At 69.5% G+C, this 25903-nt stretch carries 23 protein-coding genes, 2 pseudogenes and 1 riboswitch; of the genes and pseudogenes, 14 read left to right on the forward strand and 11 right to left on the reverse strand.

Annotation, left to right across the window (positions count from 1 at the left end; all coding sequences use genetic code 11):
- Positions 1 to 133 precede the first annotated feature (133 nt).
- From ACFJIX_RS08155 to ACFJIX_RS08185, 7 genes and pseudogenes are all read left to right on the forward strand, one after another.
- Positions 134 to 1006 carry a helical backbone metal receptor gene (locus tag ACFJIX_RS08155; RefSeq protein WP_377161684.1) on the forward strand — a complete coding sequence of 291 codons (873 nt, stop codon included), beginning with the start codon at positions 134 to 136 and terminating at the stop codon, positions 1004 to 1006.
- An 8-nt stretch (positions 1007 to 1014) separates the two neighbouring features.
- The gene (gene creB / locus ACFJIX_RS08160; RefSeq protein ID WP_377159071.1) at positions 1015 to 1749 is read left to right on the forward strand and encodes a two-component system response regulator CreB; all 735 of its coding nucleotides are present in this window, start codon (positions 1015 to 1017) and stop codon (positions 1747 to 1749) included.
- Between the two features lie 675 nt (positions 1750 to 2424).
- Positions 2425 to 2499: pseudogene (locus ACFJIX_RS08165) on the forward strand (hypothetical protein); the annotation flags it as partial.
- A gap of 100 nt (positions 2500 to 2599) precedes the next feature.
- Positions 2600 to 2701 (forward strand): annotated as a pseudogene (locus tag ACFJIX_RS08170) (hypothetical protein); the annotation flags it as partial.
- Between the two features lie 90 nt (positions 2702 to 2791).
- The gene (locus tag ACFJIX_RS08175) at positions 2792 to 3274 is read left to right on the forward strand and encodes an ATP-binding protein (RefSeq protein WP_377161686.1); all 483 of its coding nucleotides are present in this window, start codon (positions 2792 to 2794) and stop codon (positions 3272 to 3274) included.
- Between the two features lie 62 nt (positions 3275 to 3336).
- Positions 3337 to 4761, forward strand: coding sequence for a cell envelope integrity protein CreD (creD, locus tag ACFJIX_RS08180; RefSeq protein WP_377159072.1), 1425 nt, complete (start codon positions 3337 to 3339; stop codon positions 4759 to 4761).
- Positions 4762 to 4831: 70 nt separating this feature from the next.
- Positions 4832 to 6535, forward strand: coding sequence for a GMC family oxidoreductase (locus tag ACFJIX_RS08185; protein WP_377159073.1), 1704 nt, complete (start codon positions 4832 to 4834; stop codon positions 6533 to 6535).
- Positions 6536 to 6545: 10 nt separating this feature from the next.
- Here ACFJIX_RS08185 and ACFJIX_RS08190 read toward each other — a convergent pair whose 3' ends face one another.
- Together ACFJIX_RS08190 and ACFJIX_RS08195 are read right to left on the reverse strand one after the other, a co-directional pair.
- Positions 6546 to 7922, reverse strand: coding sequence for a leucyl aminopeptidase family protein (locus tag ACFJIX_RS08190; RefSeq protein WP_377159075.1), 1377 nt, complete (start codon positions 7920 to 7922; stop codon positions 6546 to 6548).
- A gap of 201 nt (positions 7923 to 8123) precedes the next feature.
- Positions 8124 to 8534 carry a thioredoxin family protein gene (locus ACFJIX_RS08195; RefSeq protein WP_377159077.1) on the reverse strand — a complete coding sequence of 137 codons (411 nt, stop codon included), beginning with the start codon at positions 8532 to 8534 and terminating at the stop codon, positions 8124 to 8126.
- A 221-nt stretch (positions 8535 to 8755) separates the two neighbouring features.
- Between ACFJIX_RS08195 and ACFJIX_RS08200 the strand changes: the two genes are divergently transcribed.
- Positions 8756 to 8920 carry a hypothetical protein gene (locus tag ACFJIX_RS08200; protein WP_377159078.1) on the forward strand — a complete coding sequence of 55 codons (165 nt, stop codon included), beginning with the start codon at positions 8756 to 8758 and terminating at the stop codon, positions 8918 to 8920.
- A 54-nt stretch (positions 8921 to 8974) separates the two neighbouring features.
- Here the strand turns inward: ACFJIX_RS08200 and ACFJIX_RS08205 are convergent, their stop codons facing one another.
- The 4 genes from ACFJIX_RS08205 to ACFJIX_RS08220 form a co-directional block, all read right to left on the reverse strand.
- The gene (locus ACFJIX_RS08205) at positions 8975 to 11305 is read right to left on the reverse strand and encodes a DEAD/DEAH box helicase (protein ID WP_377159079.1); all 2331 of its coding nucleotides are present in this window, start codon (positions 11303 to 11305) and stop codon (positions 8975 to 8977) included.
- Between the two features lie 50 nt (positions 11306 to 11355).
- A complete protein-coding gene (locus tag ACFJIX_RS08210; protein WP_377159081.1) occupies positions 11356 to 12507 on the reverse strand; it encodes a hypothetical protein in 1152 nt (383 codons plus the stop codon).
- An 81-nt stretch (positions 12508 to 12588) separates the two neighbouring features.
- A complete protein-coding gene (locus ACFJIX_RS08215) occupies positions 12589 to 13092 on the reverse strand; it encodes a hypothetical protein (RefSeq protein WP_377159082.1) in 504 nt (167 codons plus the stop codon).
- Positions 13089 to 13772, reverse strand: coding sequence for an RNA polymerase sigma factor (locus ACFJIX_RS08220; protein WP_377159083.1), 684 nt, complete (start codon positions 13770 to 13772; stop codon positions 13089 to 13091). The genes ACFJIX_RS08215 and ACFJIX_RS08220 overlap by 4 nt, the downstream gene beginning before the upstream one ends.
- Before the next feature lie 603 nt (positions 13773 to 14375).
- Between ACFJIX_RS08220 and ACFJIX_RS08225 the strand changes: the two genes are divergently transcribed.
- Positions 14376 to 15137 carry a TSUP family transporter gene (locus tag ACFJIX_RS08225; RefSeq protein ID WP_377159085.1) on the forward strand — a complete coding sequence of 254 codons (762 nt, stop codon included), beginning with the start codon at positions 14376 to 14378 and terminating at the stop codon, positions 15135 to 15137.
- 127 nt (positions 15138 to 15264) lie between these two features.
- Complete coding sequence (locus tag ACFJIX_RS08230) at positions 15265 to 16083, forward strand: HDOD domain-containing protein (protein WP_331612937.1); 819 nt, start codon at positions 15265 to 15267, stop codon at positions 16081 to 16083.
- A gap of 45 nt (positions 16084 to 16128) precedes the next feature.
- On the opposite strand, the gene ACFJIX_RS08235 is transcribed toward ACFJIX_RS08230, so the two are convergent.
- Positions 16129 to 17439, reverse strand: a complete 1311-nt coding sequence (locus ACFJIX_RS08235) for a diguanylate cyclase domain-containing protein (protein WP_377159087.1) — start codon at positions 17437 to 17439, stop codon at positions 16129 to 16131.
- A 309-nt stretch (positions 17440 to 17748) separates the two neighbouring features.
- Positions 17749 to 17921, forward strand: a riboswitch (FMN riboswitch).
- Positions 17922 to 18025: 104 nt separating this feature from the next.
- Between ACFJIX_RS08235 and ACFJIX_RS08240 the strand changes: the two genes are divergently transcribed.
- On the forward strand, positions 18026 to 18511 hold the full coding sequence (locus ACFJIX_RS08240) for a 6,7-dimethyl-8-ribityllumazine synthase (RefSeq protein ID WP_377159088.1): 486 nt from the start codon (positions 18026 to 18028) through the stop codon (positions 18509 to 18511).
- A 32-nt stretch (positions 18512 to 18543) separates the two neighbouring features.
- On the opposite strand, the gene ACFJIX_RS08245 is transcribed toward ACFJIX_RS08240, so the two are convergent.
- The 3 genes from ACFJIX_RS08245 to ACFJIX_RS08255 are packed head-to-tail and all read right to left on the reverse strand — an operon-like array spanning position 18544 to position 21722.
- On the reverse strand, positions 18544 to 19485 hold the full coding sequence (locus tag ACFJIX_RS08245; RefSeq protein ID WP_377159089.1) for a pseudouridine synthase: 942 nt from the start codon (positions 19483 to 19485) through the stop codon (positions 18544 to 18546).
- 30 nt (positions 19486 to 19515) lie between these two features.
- The gene (locus ACFJIX_RS08250; protein ID WP_377159090.1) at positions 19516 to 20412 is read right to left on the reverse strand and encodes a TIGR02285 family protein; all 897 of its coding nucleotides are present in this window, start codon (positions 20410 to 20412) and stop codon (positions 19516 to 19518) included.
- Between the two features lie 8 nt (positions 20413 to 20420).
- Positions 20421 to 21722 (reverse strand): UDP-N-acetylglucosamine 1-carboxyvinyltransferase, encoded by a 1302-nt coding sequence (locus ACFJIX_RS08255; RefSeq protein ID WP_377159091.1) that lies wholly within the window; start codon positions 21720 to 21722, stop codon positions 20421 to 20423.
- A gap of 300 nt (positions 21723 to 22022) precedes the next feature.
- Between ACFJIX_RS08255 and ACFJIX_RS08260 the strand changes: the two genes are divergently transcribed.
- The 3 genes from ACFJIX_RS08260 to ACFJIX_RS08270 are packed head-to-tail and all read left to right on the forward strand — an operon-like array spanning position 22023 to position 24983.
- Positions 22023 to 23618 (forward strand): anti-phage dCTP deaminase, encoded by a 1596-nt coding sequence (locus ACFJIX_RS08260; protein ID WP_377159092.1) that lies wholly within the window; start codon positions 22023 to 22025, stop codon positions 23616 to 23618.
- A 2-nt stretch (positions 23619 to 23620) separates the two neighbouring features.
- Positions 23621 to 23830 (forward strand): hypothetical protein, encoded by a 210-nt coding sequence (locus tag ACFJIX_RS08265; RefSeq protein WP_377159093.1) that lies wholly within the window; start codon positions 23621 to 23623, stop codon positions 23828 to 23830.
- Positions 23831 to 23879: 49 nt separating this feature from the next.
- On the forward strand, positions 23880 to 24983 hold the full coding sequence (locus ACFJIX_RS08270) for an RDD family protein (protein ID WP_377159094.1): 1104 nt from the start codon (positions 23880 to 23882) through the stop codon (positions 24981 to 24983).
- 2 nt (positions 24984 to 24985) lie between these two features.
- On the opposite strand, the gene ACFJIX_RS08275 is transcribed toward ACFJIX_RS08270, so the two are convergent.
- Positions 24986 to 25903: a rhodanese-related sulfurtransferase gene (locus ACFJIX_RS08275; RefSeq protein WP_377159095.1), complete on the reverse strand. Its 918-nt coding sequence runs from the start codon at positions 25901 to 25903 to the stop codon at positions 24986 to 24988.

A 25903-nucleotide genomic window follows, 5' to 3' on the forward strand; every position in this document is an offset into this window, starting at 1 on the left:
GGCAAAGCATGCTCCTGAGTTGCTCAGTGTTTTCCACTATGCGGATGCAACCCTGCTGAAATCGCACAACGTGTCGTCCATCGCCCCGCAACACCCGCTCCCGGACGAGGCCTCGGCCACGCCGCGGCTGCGCATCGTCTCGCTCGTCCCCTCGGTGACGGAACTGCTGTTCGCACTCGGATTGGGCCCCTGGATCGTGGGCCGCACCGGTTTTTGCATTCACCCGGCGCCGGCGGTGTCAGCAATATCAAAGATCGGTGGGACGAAGGACGTCAACCTCCCGAAAGTGAGGGCGCTGGCCCCCAGCCATGTGGTGGTCAACGTGGACGAGAACCGCCTCGACACGGTCGAGGCCCTGCGCGCCTGGATCCCCCATGTGGTGGTGACCCACCCCTGCGGGCCGGCGGACAACCTCGCCTTGATCGCGCAGATCGTCGAGATGGTGGAGGTTTTTGCCGCCGAACTGGGGGTCAGGTCTGAACCCACCGGCAGAAATGTCCTGCCGCCGGCCGACTTTGCCTACGCCGAAGTCGCGCTGCCGGATGTCCCCGATCTGCGTGACCGGGCTGAGCGTCTCGCCGCCGGGTTGCAGGGGGAGTTGGCCGCGTGCCGGTCCTTCCTCGCCGATCTTCGGCGGGCCCAGCTGGGGCGCCGCGTGCTCTACCTGATCTGGCGGGCGCCCTGGATGACGGTGGCGCGGGACACCTACATCGCGCGCATGCTCGCCGAAGTGGGTTGGGAGACCTGGCCCCCCGTCGAAGGCGGTCCGCATGGCGCGGCGCGCTACCCGGTCGTCACCGGCGACGAACCGTGGCTGGCGGAGATCGACGAACTGCTGCTCAGCTCGGAGCCCTACCGGTTCGGTGAGGAGCATCTGGCCGAAGCGCAGGCGCTCTGTCCTAATGCCCGGGTGCGGCTGGTCGACGGTGAACTGATCAGCTGGTATGGCCCGCGCGCCGCGCAGGGGCTGCGCTACCTCCGCGAACTGGCCCAGGCTCCGCGATGATCACGGACATGAGCACGCCTTCCATCGCCACCTCATCCGCCACGTCGCCGTCGTCCGTACCGTTCGCCGGCCAGATCCTGCTGCTGGAGGACGACCCGGCGATCGCCCAGACCGTCAGCTTTGTCCTGGAGCGCGAGGGCTACCGGGTCCGCGCCTGCGGCTGGCTGCACGAGGCGCGTTCGGCCTTGGCCTCGAACGCGCCGGACCTGGCGATCCTGGACGTCGGCCTGCCGGACGGCAACGGCCTGGACCTGTGTCGCGAGCTGCGCCAGGGGCCGCTGGCGCGACTGCCGGTGCTGGTCCTCAGCGCCCGCAGCGAGGAAGGCGACAAGGTGCTGGGCCTGGAGCTGGGCGCCGACGATTACCTGGCCAAGCCGTTCAGCAATCGCGAACTGGTCGCGCGGGTGCGGGCGTTGCTGCGCCGCGCCCAGGCGCCGGTGGCGTCGACCGCGCCCGCCGTCGCCGGCTTCGTGGTCGAGGCCGAGGGCTCCCGCGTGCGCTTCCACGGCGAGCTGTTGCCGCTGACCCGCCGTGAGCTCGGCCTGCTGCTGCGCCTGCTGAAGGCGCCGGGGCGCATCCACAGTCGCGACAGCCTGCTGGACGCCGTCTGGGGGATGGATGCCGACAGCGGCGACCGCACCGTGGACACCCACATCAAGACCTTGCGCGCCAAGCTGCGCCAGGTGCGGCCCGACCTCGACCCGATCCGCACCCACCGCGGCATGGGCTATTCGCTGGAGTGACGGCGGATGCGCCTCGGCCTGCGACTGTTCCTCGGCTTCTTCCTGGTGGCGGGGCTGAGCGCCTTCATCCTGCTGCGCGTCGTGCTGGGCGAATTCAAGCCCAGCGTGCGCGAGGTGATGGAGGACATGATGGTCGACACCGCCAACCTGGTGGCCGAGCTGGCGCGCGACGAGCTCGCCGCCATGCCGCCCGGCGGCGATCTGAGCGGCACGCGCTTTGCGCAGCGCGTGCGCGACTACGCCGAGCGCCCCGTCGACGCCCGCATCCTCAGCGCCCGCAAGCGCTCGCTGGACTTCCGGATCTACGTGACGGACGCGGCCGGGCGTGTCGTGCTCGACACCAGCCCGGTCCCGGCGGTGGGCCAGGATTACTCCGCCTGGAACGACGTCGCCCGCACCTTGCGCGGAGAGTACGGCGCGCGCTCGACGCCCGAGAAGCCGACGCTCTACGGCAATGCCGGCGAACTCGGCAACGGCAAGGATGCGCAGGGCAGTCCGGTGATGTACGTGGCGGCGCCGGTGCGCCTGGACGGGCGCACGATCGGCGTCGTCACCGTCGCCAAGCCGGCGGCCGCCGTGCAGCAGATCATCTATCGCGCCGAGCGCCGCATCTGGATCGCCGGGCTGGGACTGCTGGCGGTCTCGCTGGCGGTGGGCGTCGCGGTGACCGCCTGGATGATCCTCACGGTGCGGCGCCTGCGGCGATATGCGCAGGAGGTTCAGCTCGGCCAGCGCCAGCCGCCGCCGAAGGTGCCCGGCGAACTGGGCGACCTGGCCCAGGCGATGGACGCGATGCGTGAGCGCCTCGACGGCCGGGAGCGCCTGGAGCATCTGGTGCGTGCGCTGACGCATGAACTCGAAGAGTCCGCTGGCCGCGTTGCGCGGCGCCGGCGAACTGCTGCAGGACGAACTGCCCGGCGCCGACCGGCAGCGCTTCGCCGCGCAGGTCGTCTCGCAGAGCGAGCGCATGACGGAGCTGGTCGAGCGGCTGCTCGCGCTGTCCACGCTGGAACTGCGGCGCGGGCCGGAGCATCCGCGTCCGGTGGCGCTGGTCGACGCGGTCGACGAGACGCTGGCGCAGCTCGGCGACCGTCTGGCGCAGCAGGCGCTGACGGTGCGCTGGCTGCGCCGTGACGCGGTGGAACTGCAGGCCGACGCCGAGATGCTGGCGCTGGCCATCAGCAACCTGCTGACGAACGCGATCGACTTCGCACCGGCCGGCTCCGAGCTGGCGCTCCAGGTGGGGATCGAGCCCGCGACCGACGCGCAGGCCCCCCGCGCGTTCTTCGAGTTGCGCGACCACGGACCGGGCGTGCCGGCCGGCGCGTTCGCGCAACTGGGCGAGCGCTTCTTCTCGACGGCCCGGCCCGGTAGCCTGCGCAAGGGGTCCGGCCTGGGCCTGGCCATCGTGCGCCAGATCGCCGGCCTGCATCGCGGCGAGTTGCGATTCGAACCGGCCGGGCCCGGCCTGCGTGTGCGACTCGCCTTCCCGCTCTTCACCGCCGGCTCACAAACTTCGTCCTGAGCTCACGGCCGCTGCCGAGACTGCCGCCTTCCGTGGATCGCCGAGGGGCGAGGAGAAGGACGATGCAGATGAAGGCGCTGTGGTGGAAGCTGGTGATCCTGGGCGGCGTGACGCTGCTGTTGCTGCTCGTGCTGTTGCGGATCGGCTGGCTCGTCGACGAACGCCAGGATCGTCAGCGTGCCGCGGAAGCCAGCGTCGCCGCGGCGCAGGCAGGCCCGCAGGTGCTGCTCGGCCCGATGCTGCAGCGCAGCTGCTCGGAGGAGTGGGAGTCCGTCAGCGGCACCGGCAAGGACATCACGAAGACGCCGGAACGGCGCGACTTCGTGCTCTCGGCGGTTCCCGCGGAACTCAAGGTCGACGGCACGCTGAACCAGGAGCAGCGCGAGCGTGGCCTGTTCAAGGTGAACGGCTATGTGGGCGAGGTGGCGCTGCAGGCCCAGTGGGCCTCCCTCGGCGCGCTGATCCCGGTGGCGGAGCACAAGGGCAAGCTGAGCTGCGAGGACCCGCGCGTGATGGTCGCCGTCAGCGACGCGCGGGGGCTGCGCGCCGTGGCGGTCAAGCGCGGCGCCCAGGCCTTGACGGTGAGACCGGGCACCGGTCACGACAGCTATCCGCACGGCCTCCATGCGCAGCTCCCGGACCAGGCGCTGGACCAGCCGCTGACGCTGTCGTTTGCGATCCACCTGGTCGGGATGACCGACTTCGGCATCGTTCCCGCCGCGTCCGCGACGCAGGTCAAGCTGCGCTCGGACTGGCCGCATCCGAGCTTCGGCGGCCGCTTCCTGCCGATGTCCAAGCGCATCGACGAGCGCGGCTTCGAGGCGCAATGGCAGGTGACCGAGCTCGCCACGACCGCGCCCCGCGATGTCCTCGCCGGGTTCTCGCTGCCCGGCGTCGAGCGCGACCCGGACGCGGGCCGGGCCTATGCGCCGAATCCGGCGCCCGGACGCGAGGGCAAGTCGGGCATCGTGGCGGACACGCTGGCGTTCTCGATGATCGATCCCGTGAATCCCTACGTGATGAGCGACCGCGCGATCAAGTACGGGCTGCTGTTCATCGTGCTGACCTTCGTCAGCGTCGGCCTGCTGGAACTGCTGTCCGGCCGGCGCGTCCATCCGGTGCAGTACCTGCTGGTGGGCCTGGCGATGACGCTGTTCTTCCTGCTCCTGCTGAGCCTGTCGGAACACCTGAGCTTCGCGCTGTCCTATGCGCTGGCGGCGGGCGCGGCGATCGGACTGCTGACCTTTTACGGGACGGCCATGCTCGGGGCGGTCAGGCGCGGGCTGGGATTCGGTGCCCTGGTGACGGTGCTCTACGCCGCGCTGTTCGTGCTGCTCAACCTGGAGAAGGCCGCGCTGCTGGTCGGAACCTCGCTGCTCTTCGCGGTGCTGGCGGCGGTCATGGCGCTGACGCGACGCATCGACTGGTACGCGCCGAACGGGCGCACTGCGGAGCAGCCGGAAGAGGAGGCCATCGGCACTTGGTGACAACGTGGTTGCCGGCCGCCCGTGGCTCGGTCAGCATGGGTCTTCACAGACCCATCACGACAAGAGAGACATGGGCGGAGACAACCCAACGAGCCACCGCGACGCGGCCCCCGAGACGGCCTCAGGCCGCTTCGACTACATCATCGTGGGCGCCGGCACCGCCGGCTGCCTGCTCGCCAACCGGCTGAGCGCCGACACGTCCAAGCGTGTGCTGCTGCTCGAGGCCGGCGGTCGCGACGACTACCACTGGATCCACATCCCCGTCGGCTACCTGTACTGCATCGGCAATCCGCGGACGGACTGGCTGTTCAAGACCGAGCCCGACGCGGGCCTGAACGGGCGCAGCCTGCGCTACCCGCGCGGCAAGGTGCTGGGCGGGTGTTCGAGCATCAACGGGATGATCTACATGCGGGGCCAGAGCCGCGACTACGACGGTTGGGCCGAGGCCGCCGGCGACGACGCGTGGCGCTGGGACGCGGTGCTGCCGTACTTCCGCGAGCACGAGGACCATTGGCGCCTGGACGAAGGCGCCGAGCGGCCGCCCGGCTTCGATCCGGCGATGCATGGGCACGGCGGCGAGTGGCGCGTCGAAAAGCAGCGTCTGCGCTGGGCGGTGCTGGACGCGTTCGCGACGGCGGCACAGGAGGCCGGGATTCCGGCGACGCCCGACTTCAATCGCGGCAACAACGAGGGCGTCGGGTACTTCGAGGTCAACCAGCGCGCCGGCTGGCGCTGGAACACGGCGAAGGCCTTCCTGCGCCCGGCCTGCTACCGGCGCCCCAACTTCGAGATGTGGACCGGCGCGCACGCGCAGCGGCTGCTGGTCGAGCAGGTCGACGGCGAGGTGCGATGCGACGGCGTGCTCGTGCGCACGCCCCATGGGCTGGAGACTGTCCGCCTGAACCCGGGCGGCGAGGTGCTGCTTGCCGCCGGTGCGATCGGTTCGCCGCAACTGCTGCAGCTGTCGGGCCTCGGGCCGGCGGCGCTGCTGCAACAGCATGGCATCGAGGTCGTGAAAGACCTGCCCGGTGTCGGCGCCAACCTCCAAGACCACCTGCAGATCCGCGCGGTCTTCCAGGTCGACGGCGTCAGTACGCTCAATACGCTGGCGTCGAGCTGGTTCGGCAAGGCGCGCATCGGGCTCGAATACGCGCTGCGTCGCACCGGTCCGATGAGCATGGCGCCGTCGCAACTCGGCGCGTTCGCGAAGAGCGGGCCGGACAAGGACTGGCCCGACCTGGAGTACCACGTGCAACCGCTGTCGCTCGACGCCTTCGGCGAGCCGCTGCATGCGTTCAACGCGTTCACGGCCAGCGTCTGCAACCTGAATCCGACCAGTCGGGGCACGGTCGCGATCCGCAGTGCAGATGCGGCCGATGCGCCGTTGATCGCGCCCGACTACCTCAGCACCGCGGAGGACCGCGACATCGCGGCGCGCAGCCTGCGGCTGACGCGGCGCATCGTCGAGCAGCCGGCCCTGTCCCGCTACCGGCCGCGCGAGCACAAGCCGGGCATCGAGTTCCAGACCGATGAGGAACTGGCCCGCCTGGCCGGCGACATCGCCACGACGATCTTCCATCCCGTCGGCACCTGCCGCATGGGCCGCGCCGACGACGAGCGCGCCGTCGTCGACAGCCGCCTGCGCGTGCGCGGCGTCGGCGGCCTGCGTGTCATCGACGCCAGCGTCATGCCGACGATCACCAGCGGGAACACGAACTCGCCCACGCTGATGATCGCGGAGCGCGCCGCCGCCTGGCTGCGCGCCGGGGAGTGATCGGCGCCGGTCAGGCGCTGAAGCGTTCCTCGATGTAGGCCAGCAGCGTCCGGATCGTCTGGGCCTCGCCGCCGACCGGGCGGCCCGGACGCGCGATGTCGTTCCAGGCGAAGAGGTCGATGTGCAGCCAGTCCTGCTCGGCCGGGATGAAGGCCTCGAGGAACAGCGCCGCGTTGATCGCGCCGGCCAGCGCGCTGCGCCCGGTGTTCACGATGTCGGCGATGCTCGACGTGATGCCTTCCTTGTAGGGCGACCACAGCGGCATGTGCCACAGCGGATCGTCCATCTTCAGGCCCAGGTCGACCAGGTCCCGCGCCGTGTCCATGTGCTTCGAGAACAGCGCGGGCAACTGCGCGCCCAGCGCGATGCGCGCGGCGCCGGTCAGCGTGGCCAGGTCGATGATCAGCTCGGGCCTGGACTCGGTGGCGTAGGCCAGCGCGTCGCACAGGATCACGCGGCCTTCGGCGTCGGTGTTGCCGATCTCGATGTGCAGGCCCGCGCGGGTCTTGATCACGTCGCCCGGACGGTAGGCGTTGCCGCTGATCGAGTTCTCCACCGCGGGGATCAGCACCTGCAGGCGCACCGGCAGCTTCAGCGCCATGATCAGCGTGGCCAGGCCCAGCGTGTTGGCCGCGCCGCCCATGTCCTTCTTCATCTGGCGCATGCCGTCGGCCGGCTTGATGTCCAGGCCGCCGGTGTCGAAGCACACGCCCTTGCCGACCAGCGTCAGCCGCGGATGCTTGTCGCTGCCCCAGTTCAGCTCGATCAGGCGCGGCGCGCGGGTGCTCGCGCGGCCGACGGCGTGGATCGCGGGGAAGTTCTTCTTCAGCAGGTCGTCGCCGACGATCTCCTTGAACTTCGCGCCGTGCTGCTTGCCGACGACGGCCGCGGCCTTCGACAGCTCTTCCGGCCCCATGTGCTCGGCGGGCGTGTTGACCAGGTCGCGCACCGCGCTCATCGCGGTCGCGATCGCCAGGCCGCGCTGGCCGTCCGTGCTGCTCTTGATGAGCAGTTGCGCCGGCTCGCGCTTGCGCGGCTTGTAGAGGTCGAACTGGTAGCAGCCCAGCTCCCAGGACATCGCGGCGGCCTCGTCCTGCAGCGGCAGGCCGTCGGGCGACAAGGTGTAGGCGCCTTCAGGGAGCGCGAGCGGCAAGGCCGACAGGGCGAACGGATGGGCCGCGTGCGCCACGCCCGCAAAGACCTGCGCGAGCTTGCCGTCCTCGCCCGGCACCAGGGCGAAGGTGTCCGGGGCGGCGGAGAAGCCCAGCGTCGCCAGCCATTGCTGGGTGCGCTTGGGCAGCTTCGGGGCGAGGGCCTGGTAGGCGGCGCGATCCAGCGCCAGGATGGGCGTGGCGCGAGCCACCGAGTTCTTGAATTGGACGTTCATCGATGCAGCGGCCCGCCGCGGGTCGCGCGGAGAGCCGGCCTTGGGGGTTGGCGGTGGCGCATTCTCGCTCGCCCTCCCTCCGGAGGTGGGGGTCGCCGCGCTGTTCGGAGCCGGGCTGCCGACGAGCGTCACTCTCTGGGCGGAAGGCGTCAAACGACGGGCGAAAGACGCACGGCGACCGGGGCGCCCGCGCGAGTCAGATCAGCAGGACTGTCGCAGACGCGACAGCAGGGCCTGTGCCGCGGCGGTCGTGCCGGCCGGTGCGTTGGGGCTGGCGGCGGACATCGCGGGGTTGTCCTGCGCGGCCTGGATCAGCCGCTGGGCCGCGGCCGGTCCCGGCAGCACCGGACCGATGAAACACACCCGCTCGCCCTGGCCGATCAGCAGCGTCGGGAAGGTCTCGACCTCCAGGTCGTCGACCAGCTCCGAGTCGTCCTCGATGTCCACCCACAGGAAGCGCGCGCCCGGGTGCTGCTGGCGCAGCGTGGCGAAGTCGTCCCGATAGGTGTCGCAGGTCCGGCACCAGGCGGCGCACAGGCAGGCGACCAGCAGGTCGGAAGACCCCTCGGAAGCGGGAGCCGGCAGGGGCGACGAGGGCGAAACAGCGGACATGGGGCCGGAGCTTAGCCGAGTTGCGCCGAGGGCGAATTCGTTCGCTATACGTCCAAAGCACCGTCTTGGTGCCGTGTGCGTGACGATGGCGCGAGCTTTGTGCAGATTTGTGAGGAGGCTGTCAACGGCGTCCCAAGGGCTCGCGTTAGCTGGCACAAAGCGGTCTTTGCCAGCGGTCTTCCCCCGCTCCCGGCCGCCGAAAGCCAAGAAGGTCCACGACCATGATGAAGTCTCATACCCGTACCGAATCCCAGCCGCGCCGCCTCCCGATGCCGGAACTGGCGCAGCACGACAAGGGCCGCAAGCACGAAGCCTTCGAAGTCGCCAGCCTGGGCTGCGACCGCCGCAGCGTCGCGCGCGCCCTGCGCTTCGACCGCAAGCGCTGATTCCCCGAGCGGGGTCGCCCCGAGTCCGGGCGGCGGTCCCGCCCCTCGCGTCCGTCAGTCCTCGTCGTCCGGGGACTGCAACGGCGCCAGCAGCCGATCGATCTCGTCGGCGCTGAACTTCTCCAGACGCTCCCCCCCGTCACGGCCCAGCAGGCCGTCCGCCAGCGCCCGCTTGCGGGCCTGCAGTTCGAGCATGCGCTCCTCGATCGAGCCCTCGATGGCCAGTTGGTGGACGAACACCGGCCGTGTCTGGCCGATCCGGTGCGCGCGGGCATGGGCCTGCGCGTCGACGGCCGGGTTCCACCACGGGTCGACCTGGATGACGGTGTCTGCCGCCGTCAGCGTCAGTCCCACCCCCCCCGCCTTCAGGCTCACCAGCATGAGGGGCGCCTCCCCCGCCTGGAAGCGACGCACCACATCGCCCCGTTTCCCCTCCGGCGTGGCGCCGGTCAGCTTCATGAGCGGGATCCGGAGCTCGTCCATCGCGGCCTCGATCAGGTCCAGCATGCCGGTGAACTGAGAGAACACCAGGATCGTCCGACCCTGGCTGATCATCTCGGGCACCTTCTCCCGGATCCATTCCAGCTTGGCGGCCTCCATGCCCTGCGGGACCTCGACCCCTGGGACCAGCCGCGGATCGCAACAGACCTGGCGCAGCTTCAGCATCGCGTCCAGCACGGACATCAAGCCGGAACCGAAGATCTCCGACTCCTTCAGCAGCCGCCGCACCAGATGGTCGGCGCCGATCCGCACGCTTTCGTACAGCTGACGCTGGCGCCCTTGCAGGGGGATGCGCTGGGTGAGGACCGTCATCGGGGGGAGGTCCTTGGCGACCTCCTCTTTCAGGCGCCGGAGGATGAATGGCCGCACGCGCGAGGCCAGTTCCCGGGCACGACGGGCGTCGCCGGTCTGTTCGATCGGCTTGCGCCAGTGCCGGGCGAAGGAACGCGCCTCGCCGAGGTAGCCCGGCATCAGGAAATCGAACTGGGTCCAGAGCTCGCCGAGGTGATTCTCGAGCGGGGTGCCGGTGAGCACGAGGCGTTGTTCGGCCTGGAGTCGGCGCAGTGCCCGCGCGGCCCGCGAGCGTGGGTTCTTCACCGCCTGGGCCTCGTCCAGCACCAGCACCGAGAACTTCGGTTTCGAGAGCGCCCGGACTTCCCGCCACGCCAGCCCGTAGCTGCACAGCAGCACGTCGATCTCGCCGAGACGCTTCATCACCTGGACCCGCTCCTCGGGATCGGACAGAGTGGCCACGCGGAGGTCGGGCGCGACGCGCGCGGCTTCCTGTGTCCAGTTGAAGATCAGCGAGGTCGGCGCGACGACCAGCGCCGGCGACCTCAGCCGCCCGGCCTGCTTCTCGACCAGCAGATGCGCCAGGGCCTGGGCCGTCTTGCCCAGCCCCATGTCGTCGGCCAGGATGCCGCCGAGCTCCTGGCGGGCCAGGTACTGGAGCCAGGCCAGGCCTTGCAACTGATAGGGGCGCAGCGTGATCCCCAGACCCTCCGGCGCGGTCGATGCCGGCGGAGGACCGGCGTCGCGCAGGCGCTCCCACATTGTTCGCAGCTCGTCGGCCCCGAAGACCTGCCAGCGGCTGTCGGGGACGTCGAGCGCCGCCAGCCGCGCCGCTTCCCACGAGGTGAGCTTCACCGGTCCGCGCCGTGAGCGCTGGGCGACCAGGACGTCCAGCAGGTTGAGCATCAGCCGCTTCAGCGGCGCCGCCGTCGAATGCAGCCGGCGCCCGCCCGGCGCCTTCAGGCTGATGATGGCGTCGTCATCGATGCCGGCGATCGCGTCGGCGTAGAGCCAGCGGCGGTCCTTGCGCAGCAGATCCCAGATCATCGGTGCGAGATCGACCCGCTGACCTTGGACCGTCACGCCCAGGCTCAGCATCCACGAGCCCTTGCGGCGCGAGAGCGCCAGCGTCGGCAAGCGGTCGCCCGTGCCCGGCGCGATGGCGGTCTGGACATCGACCGGCTCGTCGCCTTCGGGCTGGATCTCCAGCGACCACGCGTCGATCGCGACGCTGTGGTGCGCAAAGCCGGGGAGGACATCGATCTCCCAGCCGAGCTGGCGCAGGCGGGGCACCTCGTCGGCGGCGAAGTCGGGGAACAGGTCCTCCTGCTCCAGCGTCCAGCACGGGGTCAGGCCCCGCCCGAACGAGGCGTCGCGCCACTGCAGCATCCCGGCGTCCACCGGATGCAGCGGCAGCGCCTGCCACTGCTCGAGCGCCGCCGGATCCGCCGGCCAGCGCTCCAGCCGAAACAGCGACACGCGGTCGCCGCGCGGGCCCAGCTTCCCGTGCGGCCGCATGCCGAGCAGGCCGTCGCCGCGGTTGAGCGTCTGCAGGATCAGCTTTGGCGGGAGCGGGGAAGGCGGCGCGGTCATCGGGAACGCATTGTCGACGCGCCGCCGACCCGCCGGCTCGATCCGCCAGCTCAGCCCTCCTTGCGCTCCTTGCCGTCCTTCGGCGGACGCGGCTTGGGCAGACCCGTCTTTGCGAAGTCCGCCGGCACGCGCATCAGCGCGGCTTCGGGTTCGGCACGGCGGATGTTGCGCAGCTGATAGTTCTGCTCGCCGCTGCGCGGATCCTTGGTCTGGACGCTGACCGTGACCTTCAGGTCGGGCGACGTCCACACCTCGCGGGAGATGACGATCGGCTTCTCGTTGCCGATCTTGCCCGCCGGGATCGTGCGCGTCGTGCGCCCGCCGGTGACCTTGAGGCCGTCGATCTCCTTGGGCGGCAGATTGTTCGGCTGCGTATCCTGTCCGTTCAGGATCAGGGGCTCGACCCGCATCGCCACGGCCGGTGGCAGGGGCGACATCGGCGACAGCGGGCCCAGCGGGGTCGGCGGCGTCTCGACACGGATGACGCGGACCTCCTGGCCGCCCTCTCCCGGAGCGATCACGACGGGTGTTGCGATGCGCACCGTGGTCGGTGCCGCAGGCGCGGCCGGTGGCTTCGGCGCCTCGACGCGCTGCGCCGCGTCGCCGTGGCCGAAGTTCTCGCGGGCCCAGTCGCGCATCTTTCTGCCGTACTCGCGCATCTTGTCGTTGTAGTCCCGCATCTTGTCCTGGTACTCGCGCATGCGTTCGCCGTACTCGCGCTGCGCGTCAGCGTCCGCGCGGCCGCCGCCGAGGTAACGCGCCGTCTTGCGTTCGGGATCGAGCAGCCAGTTCTCGCCGCTCACGGCGTCACGCAGATAGACCACCTTGCGCCCCTGGCGTTCGACCTCCTGGCGCGTCCGGCCTTCGCCGTCACGGCAAAGCTGGCTGGTCTGCTGATGGACGATGCGATTGCCGTCGGCCAGCGGCTGGACGGTCTCGTGCACGGCCTGGGCGCAGTAGGGCGCGCCCTTGACCACGCGCTCCGCGCTGAGGATGTGCATCGCGACGCCGGACTCGGCGATCAGCTCGGCCACATCGGGCACGGGCGGTGTCGGCGGAACGGGTGGGACAACGGCGGGCATCTCGGGCGGCGCCGGTGGTGCCGGCTGCGCGCTGGGATCCGGCGATGCGTGCGCGGCGGGCTGGGCCTGGACCGCGATGGCGGCGAGTGCCAGGGCAAGGGTGGTGAGGGAAGTCTTCATGGCGGTCTCCAGGGAGGGGAGCGGGACGTCGTTCAAGGGAGCGGGAACAGGGTTGCGGCGGGACGGGCGATGCCGGAACGTTCAGGGCATGACCCGCATCGCGAGCACATCGCCGGAGGCGTGCACCAGCAACTCGGCGCGCACTGGCGCGGCGGCATCGGCGGGGTCGTAGGGCAGGCCCAGCAAGGCGAGTCGTTCACGCGGGACCTCCGCGGGGACAAGCCACGCGGTGCCGGCGCCGGCTTTCTCGAAGGCGGCCCAGCGATCGGCGGACACGAGCACGATGAAGCCGCTGCCGGGATTGCCCATGACGGTGGCGCCCGATTCGCCCGGCGGCGCGGAGCCGAGCAGCCAGACGCAGGCGGCCAGCACCGAGGCGCACAAGGCCGGGCCGGCGAGCGCCCATCTCCAGCGGCCGGCCTTGCCCGCCTTCTGACGGGCGGCGAACTGCTGGCGCATTGCGCCGAGCACCGCGTCGTCGCGCTCGAACGGCGGCGTGCGCTGGCGCAGGTCCTGGGCCACGGCCCACAGCCAGTCGGCCAGACGCGCGGTGCGGGGCGGGGAGGTGTCGGTGGTCTTCATCATGCGGACTTCGATGAGCGTTCGATCGCGTCCGCCGCGGCGGACGACAGGGGCCGGGACTCGTCCTGCAACGCGGCCAGCAGGCGCGCACGGCCCCGGTGGAGCCGGGTACGCAAGGTGTTGAGCTCGACGCCAGCGATGCGGGCGGCCTCGGCATAGGCCCGTTCCTGCAGATCGACCAGCACGATGGCCTCGCGGAAGGTCCACGGCAGGGTGTGCAACGCGGCCCATACACGCGCCTGGTCCTGCGCGCGGACCAGCTGCTGCTCTGGCGCGTCGGCGTGGTCGTGGTGAAGGTCTTCCTCGGCCTGCTCCTCATGGGCGACCGGCAGATCCCGCCATCGCGCCAGCAGGTGATGCCGCGCCATGCCGGCGAGATACGCGCCGAGCGGGCCTCTGCCGGAATCCCAGCCCTCGGGCCGGCCGGCAAACTGCACGAAGGCTTCCTGCATCGCGTCCGCCGCCCAGTCGGACTGGCCGCACAGCGCCAGCGCGTAGCGGTAGACGCCGGGCGATTCACTGCGATACAGCGGTTCCAGGGCGCTCGCGTCGCCCTGGCGCAGGCGGCGCACCAGCGCTTCGCCGACGGCGGCGTTGGAAGGCGGCGGCTGGCGCTCGCCACCGTCAGGCGCGGCGGCGGGATCGGGGCGGCCGCGGCCAGCCAGGCGGGTCCAGAAGCTCATCGGGCGTTGGGCGTGCGTTGCGGGGGTGGATGCGAGACCGTTCTCTCGCAGCATGAACGTATTGCGCCAACTGTTCAGAAAGTTCCCGGCTCGCACACAAGAATCTGACTGCCCGGCGTTCTTGCCTGGAGAGGCCCCCCACATCAGATCGATCGTCCCCCGTGTTTCAGGGGAATGACACCTCCACGCCACACCGGGCGAGCATCGCCCGGAAGTCGAGAACAGTGCACCGTGCGATGTTCGCAAATCGTTTTCGTCGGGGCCATTTCACGCAAGTGAGCGCCGGCCAACCGTTCCATCTTGGTGCATTCGCCGAGTGAAAACCCCAAGTGCGTGCATGGGGGTGCGGTCCTAGCATCCACCCCACTCGACGCGACACCCGTCCCGGGTCGGCGACAAGCCGGCGCAAATGGGGGTTGCCTACGGGGGCTGAGGAGACAAACAGATCAAACCAACACCAACGAATAGCAGTGACACTGTCACAATTCGCGGGCACCTGAATCAGGTGCCCGTTTTGTTTTCGTGGCCTGGTTTTGCGCGCACCCTGCGATCGTTCTCGGCCCGTGTCCGCGGCCCCGAGGCCGCTCTTGCGAGTCGTTGCTGATGATCGAGTTGTTGACCGCGGCCGTGGCGTCGCTGCTGGCCGGATTCGTCGATGCCGTCGTGGGCGGCGGCGGGCTGATCCTGGTGCCCGCGCTGTTCAGCGTCTATCCGAATGCCGCGCCCGCCACCCTCTTCGGCACCAACAAGGGCGCCGCCATCTGGGGGACGGCCTGGGCCACCCATCAATTTTCCAAGCGTGTCTCGCTGCCCTGGCTGGCCTTGATGCCGGCGGCGGCCGCCGCGCTGGCCGGCAGCTTCGCCGGCGCCTGGGCCGTCACGCAGGTGGACCCCAGCGGCCTGCGCAAGGCCCTGCCGGTGATCCTGTTGGGCGTGCTGCTGTACACGCTGGCGAAGAAGGACCTCGGCCGGCACCACGCGCCGCGCCACGAGGCCACGGCGCAGACGCTGATCGCCAGCGTCATCGGGCTGACGATCGGCTTCTACGACGGCTTCTTCGGACCGGGCACGGGCAGCTTCTTCGTCTTTCTGTTCGTGCGGCTGCTGGGCTTCGACTTCCTGCACGCATCCGCGACCGCCAAGCTGATGAACACGGCGACCAATTTCGCCGCGCTGGTGCTGTTCGCCTCCAAGGGCCACGTCTGGTGGCACGTGGCGGCGGTGATGGCGGTGGCCAACGTCGCCGGCAGTCTGGTGGGAACGCGCCTGGCCCTGGCCAAGGGTGCGGGCTTCGTGCGCGGCATGTTCGTCGTCGTCGTGTCGCTGCTCATCCTCAAGACCGGCTACGACGCCTTCCTGCGCTGAGGCGGCGCGCCGCCCTCCGGGCGCGCGAGACGCTATCCGAACAACATGCACCGGGTGTCCGCCAAAGGCGGGATGCCCGGCAGCCCATCGCCCGGGCTACCATCCGTCCAAACAACCGCTGACCACCATGCCTGTCGATCCTCAACTCCGCGCGCTGGATATCGAGATCCCCACCCAGCCGGACGTGCTGGTCAAGCTCTCCCTGCTGATGGCGGACGAGGACATCGACCTGCAAGCCGTCTCTGGCCTGGTGGAGACCGACATGGCCCTGGCCGCCGCCGTGCTGAAGGCGGTGAACTCGTCGCTGTACGGCCTGCGCGGCCGCGTGCAGACGGTGCACCAGGCGCTGACCTACCTCGGCATGCGCGAGGTCGCTGCGATCACCTTCGAGATGGGCCTGCGTGCGGCCTTCCCGCCGGCCGTCGAACTGGAACCCGTCTGGACCCGCGCGGCCAAGCGCGGCCTGCTGATGGGCCGCATGGGTCAGATGCTGGGTGTCGATCCGTGGGCGGCGCACTCGGCGGGCCTGTTTGAGGAATGCGGCAAGGCGGTGCTCTACCGCCATGCACCGGGACACTATCCGGCGATGCTGCGCGCCACCGCCAGCGACAAGGAGCTGGTCCAACTGGAGCACACCGCGTTCGGTGTCAGCCACGACGCGCTGGGCGCGGCCCTCTGCGAGAGCTGGGGCCTGGCGCCCGCCGCCGTCGCCAGCGTGCGGTACCACGTGCAGCTGCAGCATGAACTGCTGATGCCGGAGGCGATGCAGCGCCGCGGCGTCGGCGCGATCTCGCTGGTGGCATGGACGCTGATGAACAAGCCGGAAGCGCTGGACGAGACGGTGATGGAGATCGCCCCGCAGGCGCAGCTCGACGAGACGCTCATGCTGCGCGCTGCGCGCCGTGTCGAGGAGCAGCTGCAGCAGGCCGAGTCCCGCGGTCGCTGACAGCGGCTCGCGCTGCTCTCGCCTCCCGCGGCGAGGCCGCCGCGCTCACGACGCGAGGCAGAGCCGGTCGCGTCCCATGTGCTTGGCAAGGTAGAGCGCTTCGTCCGCCGCCTGCAGCAGCGCCTGCGGGCTGAGGTAGGGATGCCCCGGCTGGGAGGCCGCGAGGCCGGCGCTGATCGTCACGATCCCGTCGTCCGTCTTCCCCTCGGGCGTCCCCTCCGGCAGCGCCCCATGCGGCACGGCCAAGGCCCGCCAACCCTCGCGCAGCGCTTCCATCAGCCCCTGCGCGGACTCGATGTCGAAGCCGGGCAGCAGCACCGCGAATTCTTCGCCGCCCAGGCGGGCGACCAGGTCGGTGTCGCGCTGGAAGTGCTCGGCGAGCAGCCGCGCGAGCCGGCGCAGCACCTCGTCGCCGGCGCTGCGTCCGTGGCGCTCGTTGAACGGCTTGAGGTGGTCCACGTCGAGGATCGCCAGCGCCAGTCGCCCCTGGTCGCGCTGCGCGCGCTTGAACTCACGCCGCAGCGCGGCATCGAATTCCCTCCGGTTGGCGATGCCCGTCAACGCGTCGTGGCGTTCCATGGACGCCAGTTCGCGCCGCTTCGCTTCCAGGGATCGCTCCGCCTGCTGCAGCGCGCGGTGCTGGCGGGCGATCTCCTCCCGCAGTTCGCGCCCGCGGGACTGCTCGCGGTGCAGCTCGTCACCCAGCGAGGTCCGGACATGGTCGAGCGCCTGCTCCAGTTGCAGCAGCTCGCGGGGCCGCGGTTCGCCGGGCTCGAGCCAGGTCAGGGTCTGCGGCGGCAGCGTCGGATCGAAGCGGCGGGCCTGCGCGGACAGGTGGTTCAACTGCCGCAGCAGCCAGCGGTCCAGCAAGAGCGCGGCGACCAGGCCCAGCACGGTCGCCAGGGTCAGGTGGATCAGCGCGGAGCGCAGCAGCGGATCGCGGCGCAGCGTGTCGCCGATCGTCGAGGCCGACGCCTGCAGTCGCAGCTCGCCGCTGCCGGCGAGCGAGAACTCGGCGCTCTGGCCCGGTTCACCGTCGTCATCGGACAGGGCACGGAACTGCTGGCCATCGCGCGTGCGCAGCTCGACGCGGCGCAGGTTGTGGCGGGTGAGGATGTGATGGAGCAGGCCGTGCAGCGCTTCGGGCCGCTCCAGCCGCTGCTGGAGGCTGTAGGCCAGCGGCCCGGCATACAGCAGCGGGATGGCACTCAGTTCCGCGTCGGCCTCCACGGCGCGGCGCTGCGTCGTTTCGCGCAACTGCCAGCCGCTGGACAACGCGACGAGCAGCAGTCCGAACACGAACAGCGCCAGCAGTGGGCGGGCGCCCACCGAGATGCGGATGGCCTTGTGGGTCATGCGTGGATGCCGAGCTTGCGACGGAAGTTCCGCCATACATCGTCAAGTCATCGTCGGGCCATTGTGCCGAGCCGTGTTCGCTGGTTTCCCCGGGGAAACTCCGAGCCGTGACGGGTCCCCGAATGGTCCTGACGGGCCGGAACGGTCGCCTGGATCGACCTCGGCGGACTCGTCGCACTCGCGGCGGCCCACCTCTGGGGGAACACCTGTCGCAGCCGTGGGGACATGCGGACCGCGTCGCTCGGATCCGCGTTCGGAAACCTAGAATCCGCCCCGCCCCGCACACCCTCCTTCCGAAGGCGTGCAGGGCAGCGTTCTCAGGGCGGGGTGGAAGTCCCCACCGGCGGTATCCGGGGCGCGGTCGACAGACCGACGACCCCGGGAGCCCGCGAGCGCCCGGCACCGCCCTTGTGGTGCCGGGGTCAGCAGACCTGGTGAGAAACCAGGGCCGACGGTCACAGTCCGGATGAAAGAGATCGCGTCCATCGTCGGCCTCGCGGGCCGGCGCAAGCGTTCGCGCCTGCGCCGCCGGGCGGCCGCGTTGTGCGTGCGCGCCCTGATTCATCGTTCCAACCGAAGGGTTCACATGAATCAGACCAACCACCTCCACTCTCCCTCCTCCGCCGTTCCGCGCGTGGCCATCGTGTCCGCGAGCTGGCATGCCGACCTGGTCGGTCGATGTCGCGAGGCCGCCATCCGCGGACTCGAAGCCGGCGAGCCCGTCCGCGTCGAGACCTTCGAGGTCCCTGGCGCCTTCGAGATCCCGCTCCATGCGATGAAGCTCGCGCGCAGCGGGCAGTTCGACGCGGTGCTCGCCTGCGCGCTCGTCGTCGACGGCGGCATCTACCGGCACGACTTCGTCGCGCAGGCCGTCATCGACGGACTCATGCGGGTGCAGCTCGATACCGGCGTGCCGGTGTTCTCGGCGGTGCTCACGCCGCTGGCATTCCATGAGCACGCCACGCATCACCGGTTCTTCCATGAGCACCTCGTGATCAAGGGCACCGAGCTCGCCGGCGCCTGCCGGGCGACGCTGGAGGCGTTGCGCAAGCTCGACGCGTTGAGCGCTTGAGCGTCGGGGCCCAGTGAGACTCGTGGGGCGCGCTATGAGCGCGTCGCCGCGGCGGTCAGCTGGAGCGAGGTCACGAACTTCCTCGGCTGACCGCTCACCGGATCAATGAAGGCGATCTCGCGTGCGAGCAGTTGCAGCGGACGCGTGAAGTCCACCGTGTCCTCGACAGGCTGCAGCAACGGATAGATGCGATCGCCCTCGATGGGCAGCCCCAGCGCACACAGCTGCGCGCGCAGCTGATGCTTCACGCCGCTGTGCGGGCGCAGCTCGTAGCGGGCGAGATCGGCGCCGAGACGCTCGATCAGCGCGATACGCGTGCGCGCATTCGGCGTGGATTCCGCGTCGTCCACGGTGCGCATCTGCATGAAGTCGACGGGATGCTCCTCCAGTCGGCTTTCGTACTCGAATGGGAGTCGTGCGCCGATGTCGTCGCGCCACGGCGCAATGGCCTCGTAGACCTTCTCGACGTCGCGATCGCGGAACAGCCGTTGGTACGCGTCGCGCGTGGCCGGCTGCACGGAGAACAAGGTCAGCCCCGCCGTCTCGCGATCGAGCCGGTGCACGGGGCTCAGGTCCGCCAGGCCGGTCTCGCGACGCAGGCGCGTCAGCAGCGTCTGCTGGACATAGCGACCCTTCGGCGTGACCGGCAGGAAGTGCGGCTTGTCGGCGACAAGCAGATGCTCGTCGACGTGCAGGATGCGTGCCTCGAAAGGGACTGGCGGCTCGTCGTCCAGCCAGCGCCAGTAGTAGAGGCGGCGTTGCGCGCGATAAGGCGCATCGGGCGGCAGCGGCGTGCCCGTGTCGTCGAGCACGTCGCCGCGTGCCATCCGCGCGGTCCAGTCGTCGCGCGCGACCAGCGGCAGACGCTCGGCCAGGAAGTCCAGCACCCGTGTCCACGGGCCCGGCGGGCAGGCGAGTGCACTCGCGGCGACGCCGTCGCGCAGCGGCAAGGCGAGCTTCGGCGGACGGGCCATGGGAACTGAACCTTCAACCGGCGGCGGTGTTCACTCGATCTGCGCCGGACCGCGGGCGCGCTCGTCGAGGAAACGGTTCAGGCGCTGCAGATCGTCGGTATCGATCGGCGCACCGTTGCGCCAGGCCTTGATCCACGCATCGCGCTGCGATTCGGCGGCCAACTGCCGTGCCGCCTGGTCCATCGCCTCGATCGCGCGGCGACCCTCCGGCGTGCGACTGCAGCCCGCGGTGGCCACCGATGTGCTGCGACCCTCGGCCAGCGGCAGCTTGGCGAGTTCGGGCGGGCCGGGATGCGTCGCGTTGTACTCGTCCACCATGATCGGATACTCGAGCGTGTAGTCCATCCGCCTGGCCCGCAGCATCGGCAGCAGGTGGGCACCGCGGCCCGCGACGATCGAGCGCGGCGCGCGTTCCGGACTCGCGGCGAGGAGCTTGTCGATGCGCGGCCCGTAGCTGCGGTCGCGCGTCAGCAGACCGGTGAGATCGGTGCGACGCAGCAGCTCCGCGAGCTGCAGCGGCTGGCCGTTGGATTCGAAGCGGGCGAGGTCCTCGCGTCGGACGATCACATGGATCTGGCGCGACATCATCGGCGGGAACAAGGTGGTGAAGTACAGCCACTGCAGTCGCTCGGGCGTGCGCACGTGCAGCACGGAGCACAGCGTCTCGCCCTGGCGCACCTGGGCCTCGAAGCGGGGCAGGCTGAGCTCGATGAACTCGTGCCGGTATTGCGGCATGCGCTCGATGAGCAGACGCAGGAAGCCGTCGACCTCGCCCTGGCCGAGGTCCTCGGCGCGCTGCGGCGGCTTGCCGTCGCGATAGACGAAATGCGGCGGCATGTCCTGCACGAGCCAGCGCAGCACGGGCGGGGCCGGCGGCGGCGATGGCTGCGCCACCGCGGGCGCGGTGGTCACGAGTGCGGCGAGCACCGCGACGATCAGTCGCCCTCGACCCATTCCACCTTGGCGCCGAGGCGGGTGATGTTCTCGGCGAACTGCGGATGGGCGCGGCGGACCGGCGTCGCGTTGCGGATCACGGACTTGCCGGGGATGCTGGCCGCGACCATCAGCAGCGCGATGGCGACGCGGATGATGTAGGGGCTCTCGACCTCGGCGGGGCTCAGCGTCTTGCCGCCGAAGGTCACCATGCGGTGCGGATCGGACAGGAAGGCGTGGGCGCCGAACTTGGACAGCTCGGTGGTCCAGCCCATCGCGCCGTCGTAGACCTTGTTCCAGAACATCACGCTGCCCTCGGCCTTCACGCCGAGCGCGACGAAGATCGGCAGCAGGTCGACCGGCAGGTAGGGCCACGGCGCCGCTTCGACCTTCTGCAGGATGTTGCGGGTGAAGGGCTCCTTGACCTTGAGCTTGCCGTCGACGACGGAGCGCGACCAGCCGTCCTCATGGATGATCTGGACGCCGAACTTGGCGAAGGTGCGGTCGATCAGCGGGAACTGCTCGGGCTGCGAGTTCTTGACCCGGACGTCGCCGCCGGTGATCGCGCCCAGCGCCAGGAAGGTGACGATCTCGTGGAAGTCCTCGGCGAAGGTGAATTCGCCGCCGCCCAGGGCCGCGACGCCGTGGATGGTCAGCCGCGAGGTGCCCAGGCCTTCGAGCTTCGCGCCGAGCATCTGCATGAACTGGCAGAACTCCTGCACGTGCGGCTCGCTGGCGGCGTTCATCAGCGTCGACGTGCCGTGGGCCAGCGCGGCGCAGAGGACGAAGTTCTCGGTCGTGGTGACGGAGGCGTAGTCGGTCCAGTGGTCGTTGGCGCGGAGCTGGCCTTCGACCTTCACGACCAGGCCGTCGGAGGCGCGGTCGACGTTCGCGCCGAAGCGCTGGAAGACCTCGACGTGCGGATCGATCTCGCGCGCGCCCAGCGTGCAGCCCTTGACGTCGTCCTCGATGCGGGCGGCGCCGAAGCGCGCCATCAGGCCGGGGACCAGCATGATCGAGGAGCGCATCTCCTCCGGCAGGTGGTCCTTGGCCGGATCGAAATGGGTGTCGAGGTGGTGCAGGTCCAGCACGCCGCTCTTGAAGTCCACGGACACGCTGCTGCCGAGCTTGCGGAAGACCTCGAGGATCTTCTTGACATCGGTGATCTCGGGCACGCCGTGCAGCCGGACCGGCTCACGCGTGAGCAGGGTGGCGCAGAGGATGGGCAGGACGGCGTTCTTGTTGGCCGAGGGAACGATGCGGCCCTTCAGGGGCGAGCCGCCGTGGACGATGAGGTTGGACATGGCCTGGCGCGGGCGCGCGGATGGAATTCGGTGGACGAGCGCGAATTATCGGGGGTCGCGGGATGGCCCGGCGCTCGAACGGGACATCGATTTGCATCTTGCAACCTGGGCCTCGCGGATGCCAGCGAGCTTGTGTTCCGGCGACGGAGGAAATCCTCCGGGGCGAGCGGTTCGAGGGCGGCTGACTTGCATGAGTCGGTTGGCCTACGAATCCAGGGAGGATTCGCTCGAATGACTCCTATCCTGGGCAGGTGTTGGAAGAGGAACTGATGCCTAGAGTCGATGCTTTTGGAGGTGCACATGCAGCACGGGACGGAAGCAGCGAATGATGATTCTCGGATCGCGGATCGGTCGACCCCAAAAGACTTGCCAGAGGGCCTGCCGGAGCTGTTCTTCGGATTTGTAGGGCCGACAGGGGTCGACCTGAGCCTCGTCTGCGAGACCTTGGCGAGCCAGCTGAACTTGGCGGGCTATGAGACGGGGGTCGTATCGTTAGGCGATCTGATTGACCCCTTCATGGGCTTGGTCCATCGCCCTGGCAATGAGTTCGAGCGCATGGATGCGCTCATTAGCAAGGGCACGAAGTTGCGGCGCGCGACAGGCAATGCGGACATCGTGGCACGGCTGGGTCTGGCGCACATTCGAGTTCTTCGCGAGCAGATCACGGGAAGCATGGATGTCCGCGCGACTCATGGCCTTGCCTATCTCGTGAAGTCGTTCTGTCGCCCCGAGGAAATCGCGCTCTTCCGAGAAGTCTACGGTCAGGCCTTCCTGCTCCTTTCCGCCTATGCGCCCAGGGAAAGTCGACGTCGCAATCTCGCCCTGAGGTTTGCTGGTCTTCAGCACGGGAACGCGGGACCAGAGGAACTCGCGATCCGCCTCATTGCCCGCGACCATGCTGAAGACACCCCGTTGGGACAGAAGGTGGGCGACGTGTTTCCGCTGGCGGACTACTTTGTGTTGGCGGGCCGCCTTGCGGCGCTGAGGGCAAACCTGAAGCGACGGGTCCAGTTGGTCTTTGCCGAGCCCTTTGTCTCGCCCACGCGCGACGAGCAGGGCATGTTCTTCGCGCATCCGGCCGCGCTCCGCTCGCAGGACCTGTCCCGACAAGTCGGCGCCGCCATTACCTCCGCAGAAGGAGACATCGTCGCGACAGGATGCAACGAGGTACCGAAGTCGGGTGGCGGCCTGTACTGGGCGGAGGATGACATCGTGGTCCGGGATGCGGAGCTTGGGCATGACGCGAACGTCGGTGCAAAGACTGAGTTGGTGACCGACACACTCTCCCGGATGAAGGATCGTGGTTGGTTGGCGCCGCATCTGGCGGACCAGACGCCGCAGGCATTGGCGCGGGCCGCGCTCCTTGGGCGAGATCCCTTCCTGCGTCGATCTCGCGTGTTCGACGTCATCGAGTATGGACGCGCCGTACACGCGGAAATGGCGGCCATCACGCAGGCAGCCAAGGATGGCCGTTCTCTGAAAGGGACGCGCCTGTACTGCACGACCTTTCCCTGCCACCTCTGCGCCCGGCACATCCTTGCAAGCGGCATTGCGGACGTGCTCTTCATCGAGCCTTACGAAAAGAGCCGCACGGATCAGCTCCACGCGGACGCCATCAGCGTGGAGCCCGAGGAGCCGTCTCGGATTCGCACCAACTTCCGGGCCTTTGTAGGCGTTGCGCCTCGGCGCTACATGGAGTTCTTCTCCGTAGGCACAGCGCCCCGCAAGACCGACGATGGGCAAGTCACGCAACGCGCTATCCGAGGCTGGGGCCCGCGATTCCGGGCGACATCCATGGACTACGTCACCGAGGAGCAGCGCCTCATCCGCGAGCTTCCCGATGCCGGGCCTGACAGTGGGCCCGGAGCACCCCTGCACACCACGAAGGCGGCCTGACCATGACATTCAACAGCAACGATTACCCATTCCTCCGAGCGATCCAAGAGGCCAAACGAGAGGTCGACAGCTGGCCGGAATGGAAGCAGCGCTCTGTGCGCATGAGGATCTGGGCTCCCGGCGTACCCAGCACGGTCTATCTCATTGATGATCGCATCTACCGGGACATCCCCCTCTGGTACCGCGAGGAGCAAGAGCGTGGCGAGAGCTAGGGAAGTCATGGGCCTCGGAGAGGGAACGCCCTCGCGACAATCCTGCCCCATGATCCCGCCCGTTGAACCGCCCACTTCCGAGACCGTTCCCCCGGTGCCGGAAGCGCCCGTGCCTTCGCCTTCGCCAGCGACATCCCCTGTCCGCCGGCTGCTCGCGAAGCGGCGCGCCGCGGCCGAGGCGCCCGAGGACCCGCGCGACTGGATCACGCCCGAAGACCTCAACGTCGCGCCGGCCCTGCTCGGTCTGCCGCTGGCCTCTCCCTGGCAGCGCGCCAAGGCGATGGCCGTCGACGTGGCGCTGGTGACGCTGCTCTCTAACTTCGGCAACACGCCGCTGCTGGCCGGCTGCTGCTGGGTCGCGTGGCGCTGGTACAAGCTGCAGCGCGCGTCGCGCGGGGAAGTCCGCAAGGAATCCGGCTGGCTCGGTTGGGCGCCGGCGCTGTGCCTGGTCGCGTTCGGGCTCTACTCGAGCACCATGGAGCACATCGACGAGCCGACGAAGCAGGCCCGCCGCGAGGCCGCCGCGGCCGCATCGACTGACAAGGCCGCCTCGACCGAGAAGGCCGACCGCCACGACGAGGACAACGACACGTCCGAGGTCCACGAGGACGTCAAGGACCTCGTGAAGCACGCGATCGCGACGGCCGCGACCGCGGCGTCGGCCGCCTCCGCATCGGCCTCCGGCGGGCTGGAGCAGGAGGTGATCCGGCAGGTCGAGAAGGACGGCGAGCTGCAGCGCAAGGCCGACCGCCTGCGCATCAAGGCGCTGCAGGAAGAGGTCCGCTCGCTCAAGGACGAGGCCAAGCGCTCGCCGCTCGAGAAACTCCGCCATTGGTGGGAGGTGGTGGGCCTGAACCTGGTCTGGGCCTTCGTGTACTTCGTGGCCTTCCCACTGATCTGGCCGGGCCAGACGCCGGGCAAGAAGCTGATGGGCCTGCGCATCGTCGAGCTGACCGGCAAGCCGCTCAAGCCGATGTTGTGCGTGCGCCGCTACGGCGGTTACGCGGCCGGCGCGACGACCGGCGGCATGGGCTTCCTGCAGATCCTGTGGGACGCCAACCGTCAGGGCTTGCACGACAAGGCCGCGCACACCGCCGTCATCGACACGCGCAACCCGCGTCGCCTGCGCCTGACCGAAGACCTGACGGGCTGAACTCAGCCCTTCGGATCGAGCCGCTTCGCCCGCGCGAGCCGCCAGGCCTCAGCGGGATCGTCGCCATAGACCTCTTCCGCCGTCGTCGCGGTCTCGCGTCGATGCGTGTCGATCGCGATGCGCTTGTCGAAGACGAAGCACTCGCCGCGCCAGTCCGCGTCGGCATCGGGCATCTGCTCGAAGTAGTTGAGGATGCCGCCGTCCAGTTGCCGCACGGTCAGTCCGCGCGCGGTCATCCAGCCGGACAGCTTCTCGCAGCGGATGCCGCCGGTGCAATACATCGCGACGGTCTTGCCTTCGCGCTGCCAGACGTCGGCGTGGGCGTCGATGTAGGCGGGAAAGTCGCGGAAGTGCCGCACGCCGGGATCGATCGCGCCCTCGAAATGGCCGAGTTCGAATTCAAAGTGGTTGCGGTTGTCCAGGAGGACGACGTCGTCGCGCCGGATCAGCTCGCGCCATTCGCGCGGCGAGACATGCGTGTCGCGCGTATCGGCCAGTCCCGTGACGCCATCCAGCCCGAAGGCGACGAGCTCCGGCTTCTCATGCACCTTCAGCAGCGTGAACGGGCGCGTCGCGCAGAAGCTGCGCTTGAAGTGCAGGTCGGCGAACGGTGGCTCGGCACGCAGCGCGGCTTCGTAGGCATCGAGCGCCTGCGGCAGCCCGCCGATGGCGCCGGTGATGCCTTCGGGGGCGAGCAGCAGGTTGCCGCCGATGGCGCGTCCCAGGGAGTCGTTGACGTCGCGCAGCCGCTGCGCGAGCGCCCCCGTCTCGTCCAGCCGGACGAACTTGTAGAACGAGCTGTGCTCATGCGCATGCTCGTGCGCGTGTTCGTGCTGCTGCGCGGGGAAGACATCGGAGGGACCACTGAAGACGGACGCCGTAAGGCAGGCAGGCAGGCAGGAAGGCGGGCAGGGCGTCAT

Origin of the sequence: Roseateles sp. UC29_93 (assembly GCF_042695725.1) — a bacterium.
In the GTDB taxonomy this organism is placed as follows: Bacteria; Pseudomonadota; Gammaproteobacteria; order Burkholderiales; family Burkholderiaceae_C; genus Roseateles; species Roseateles noduli_A.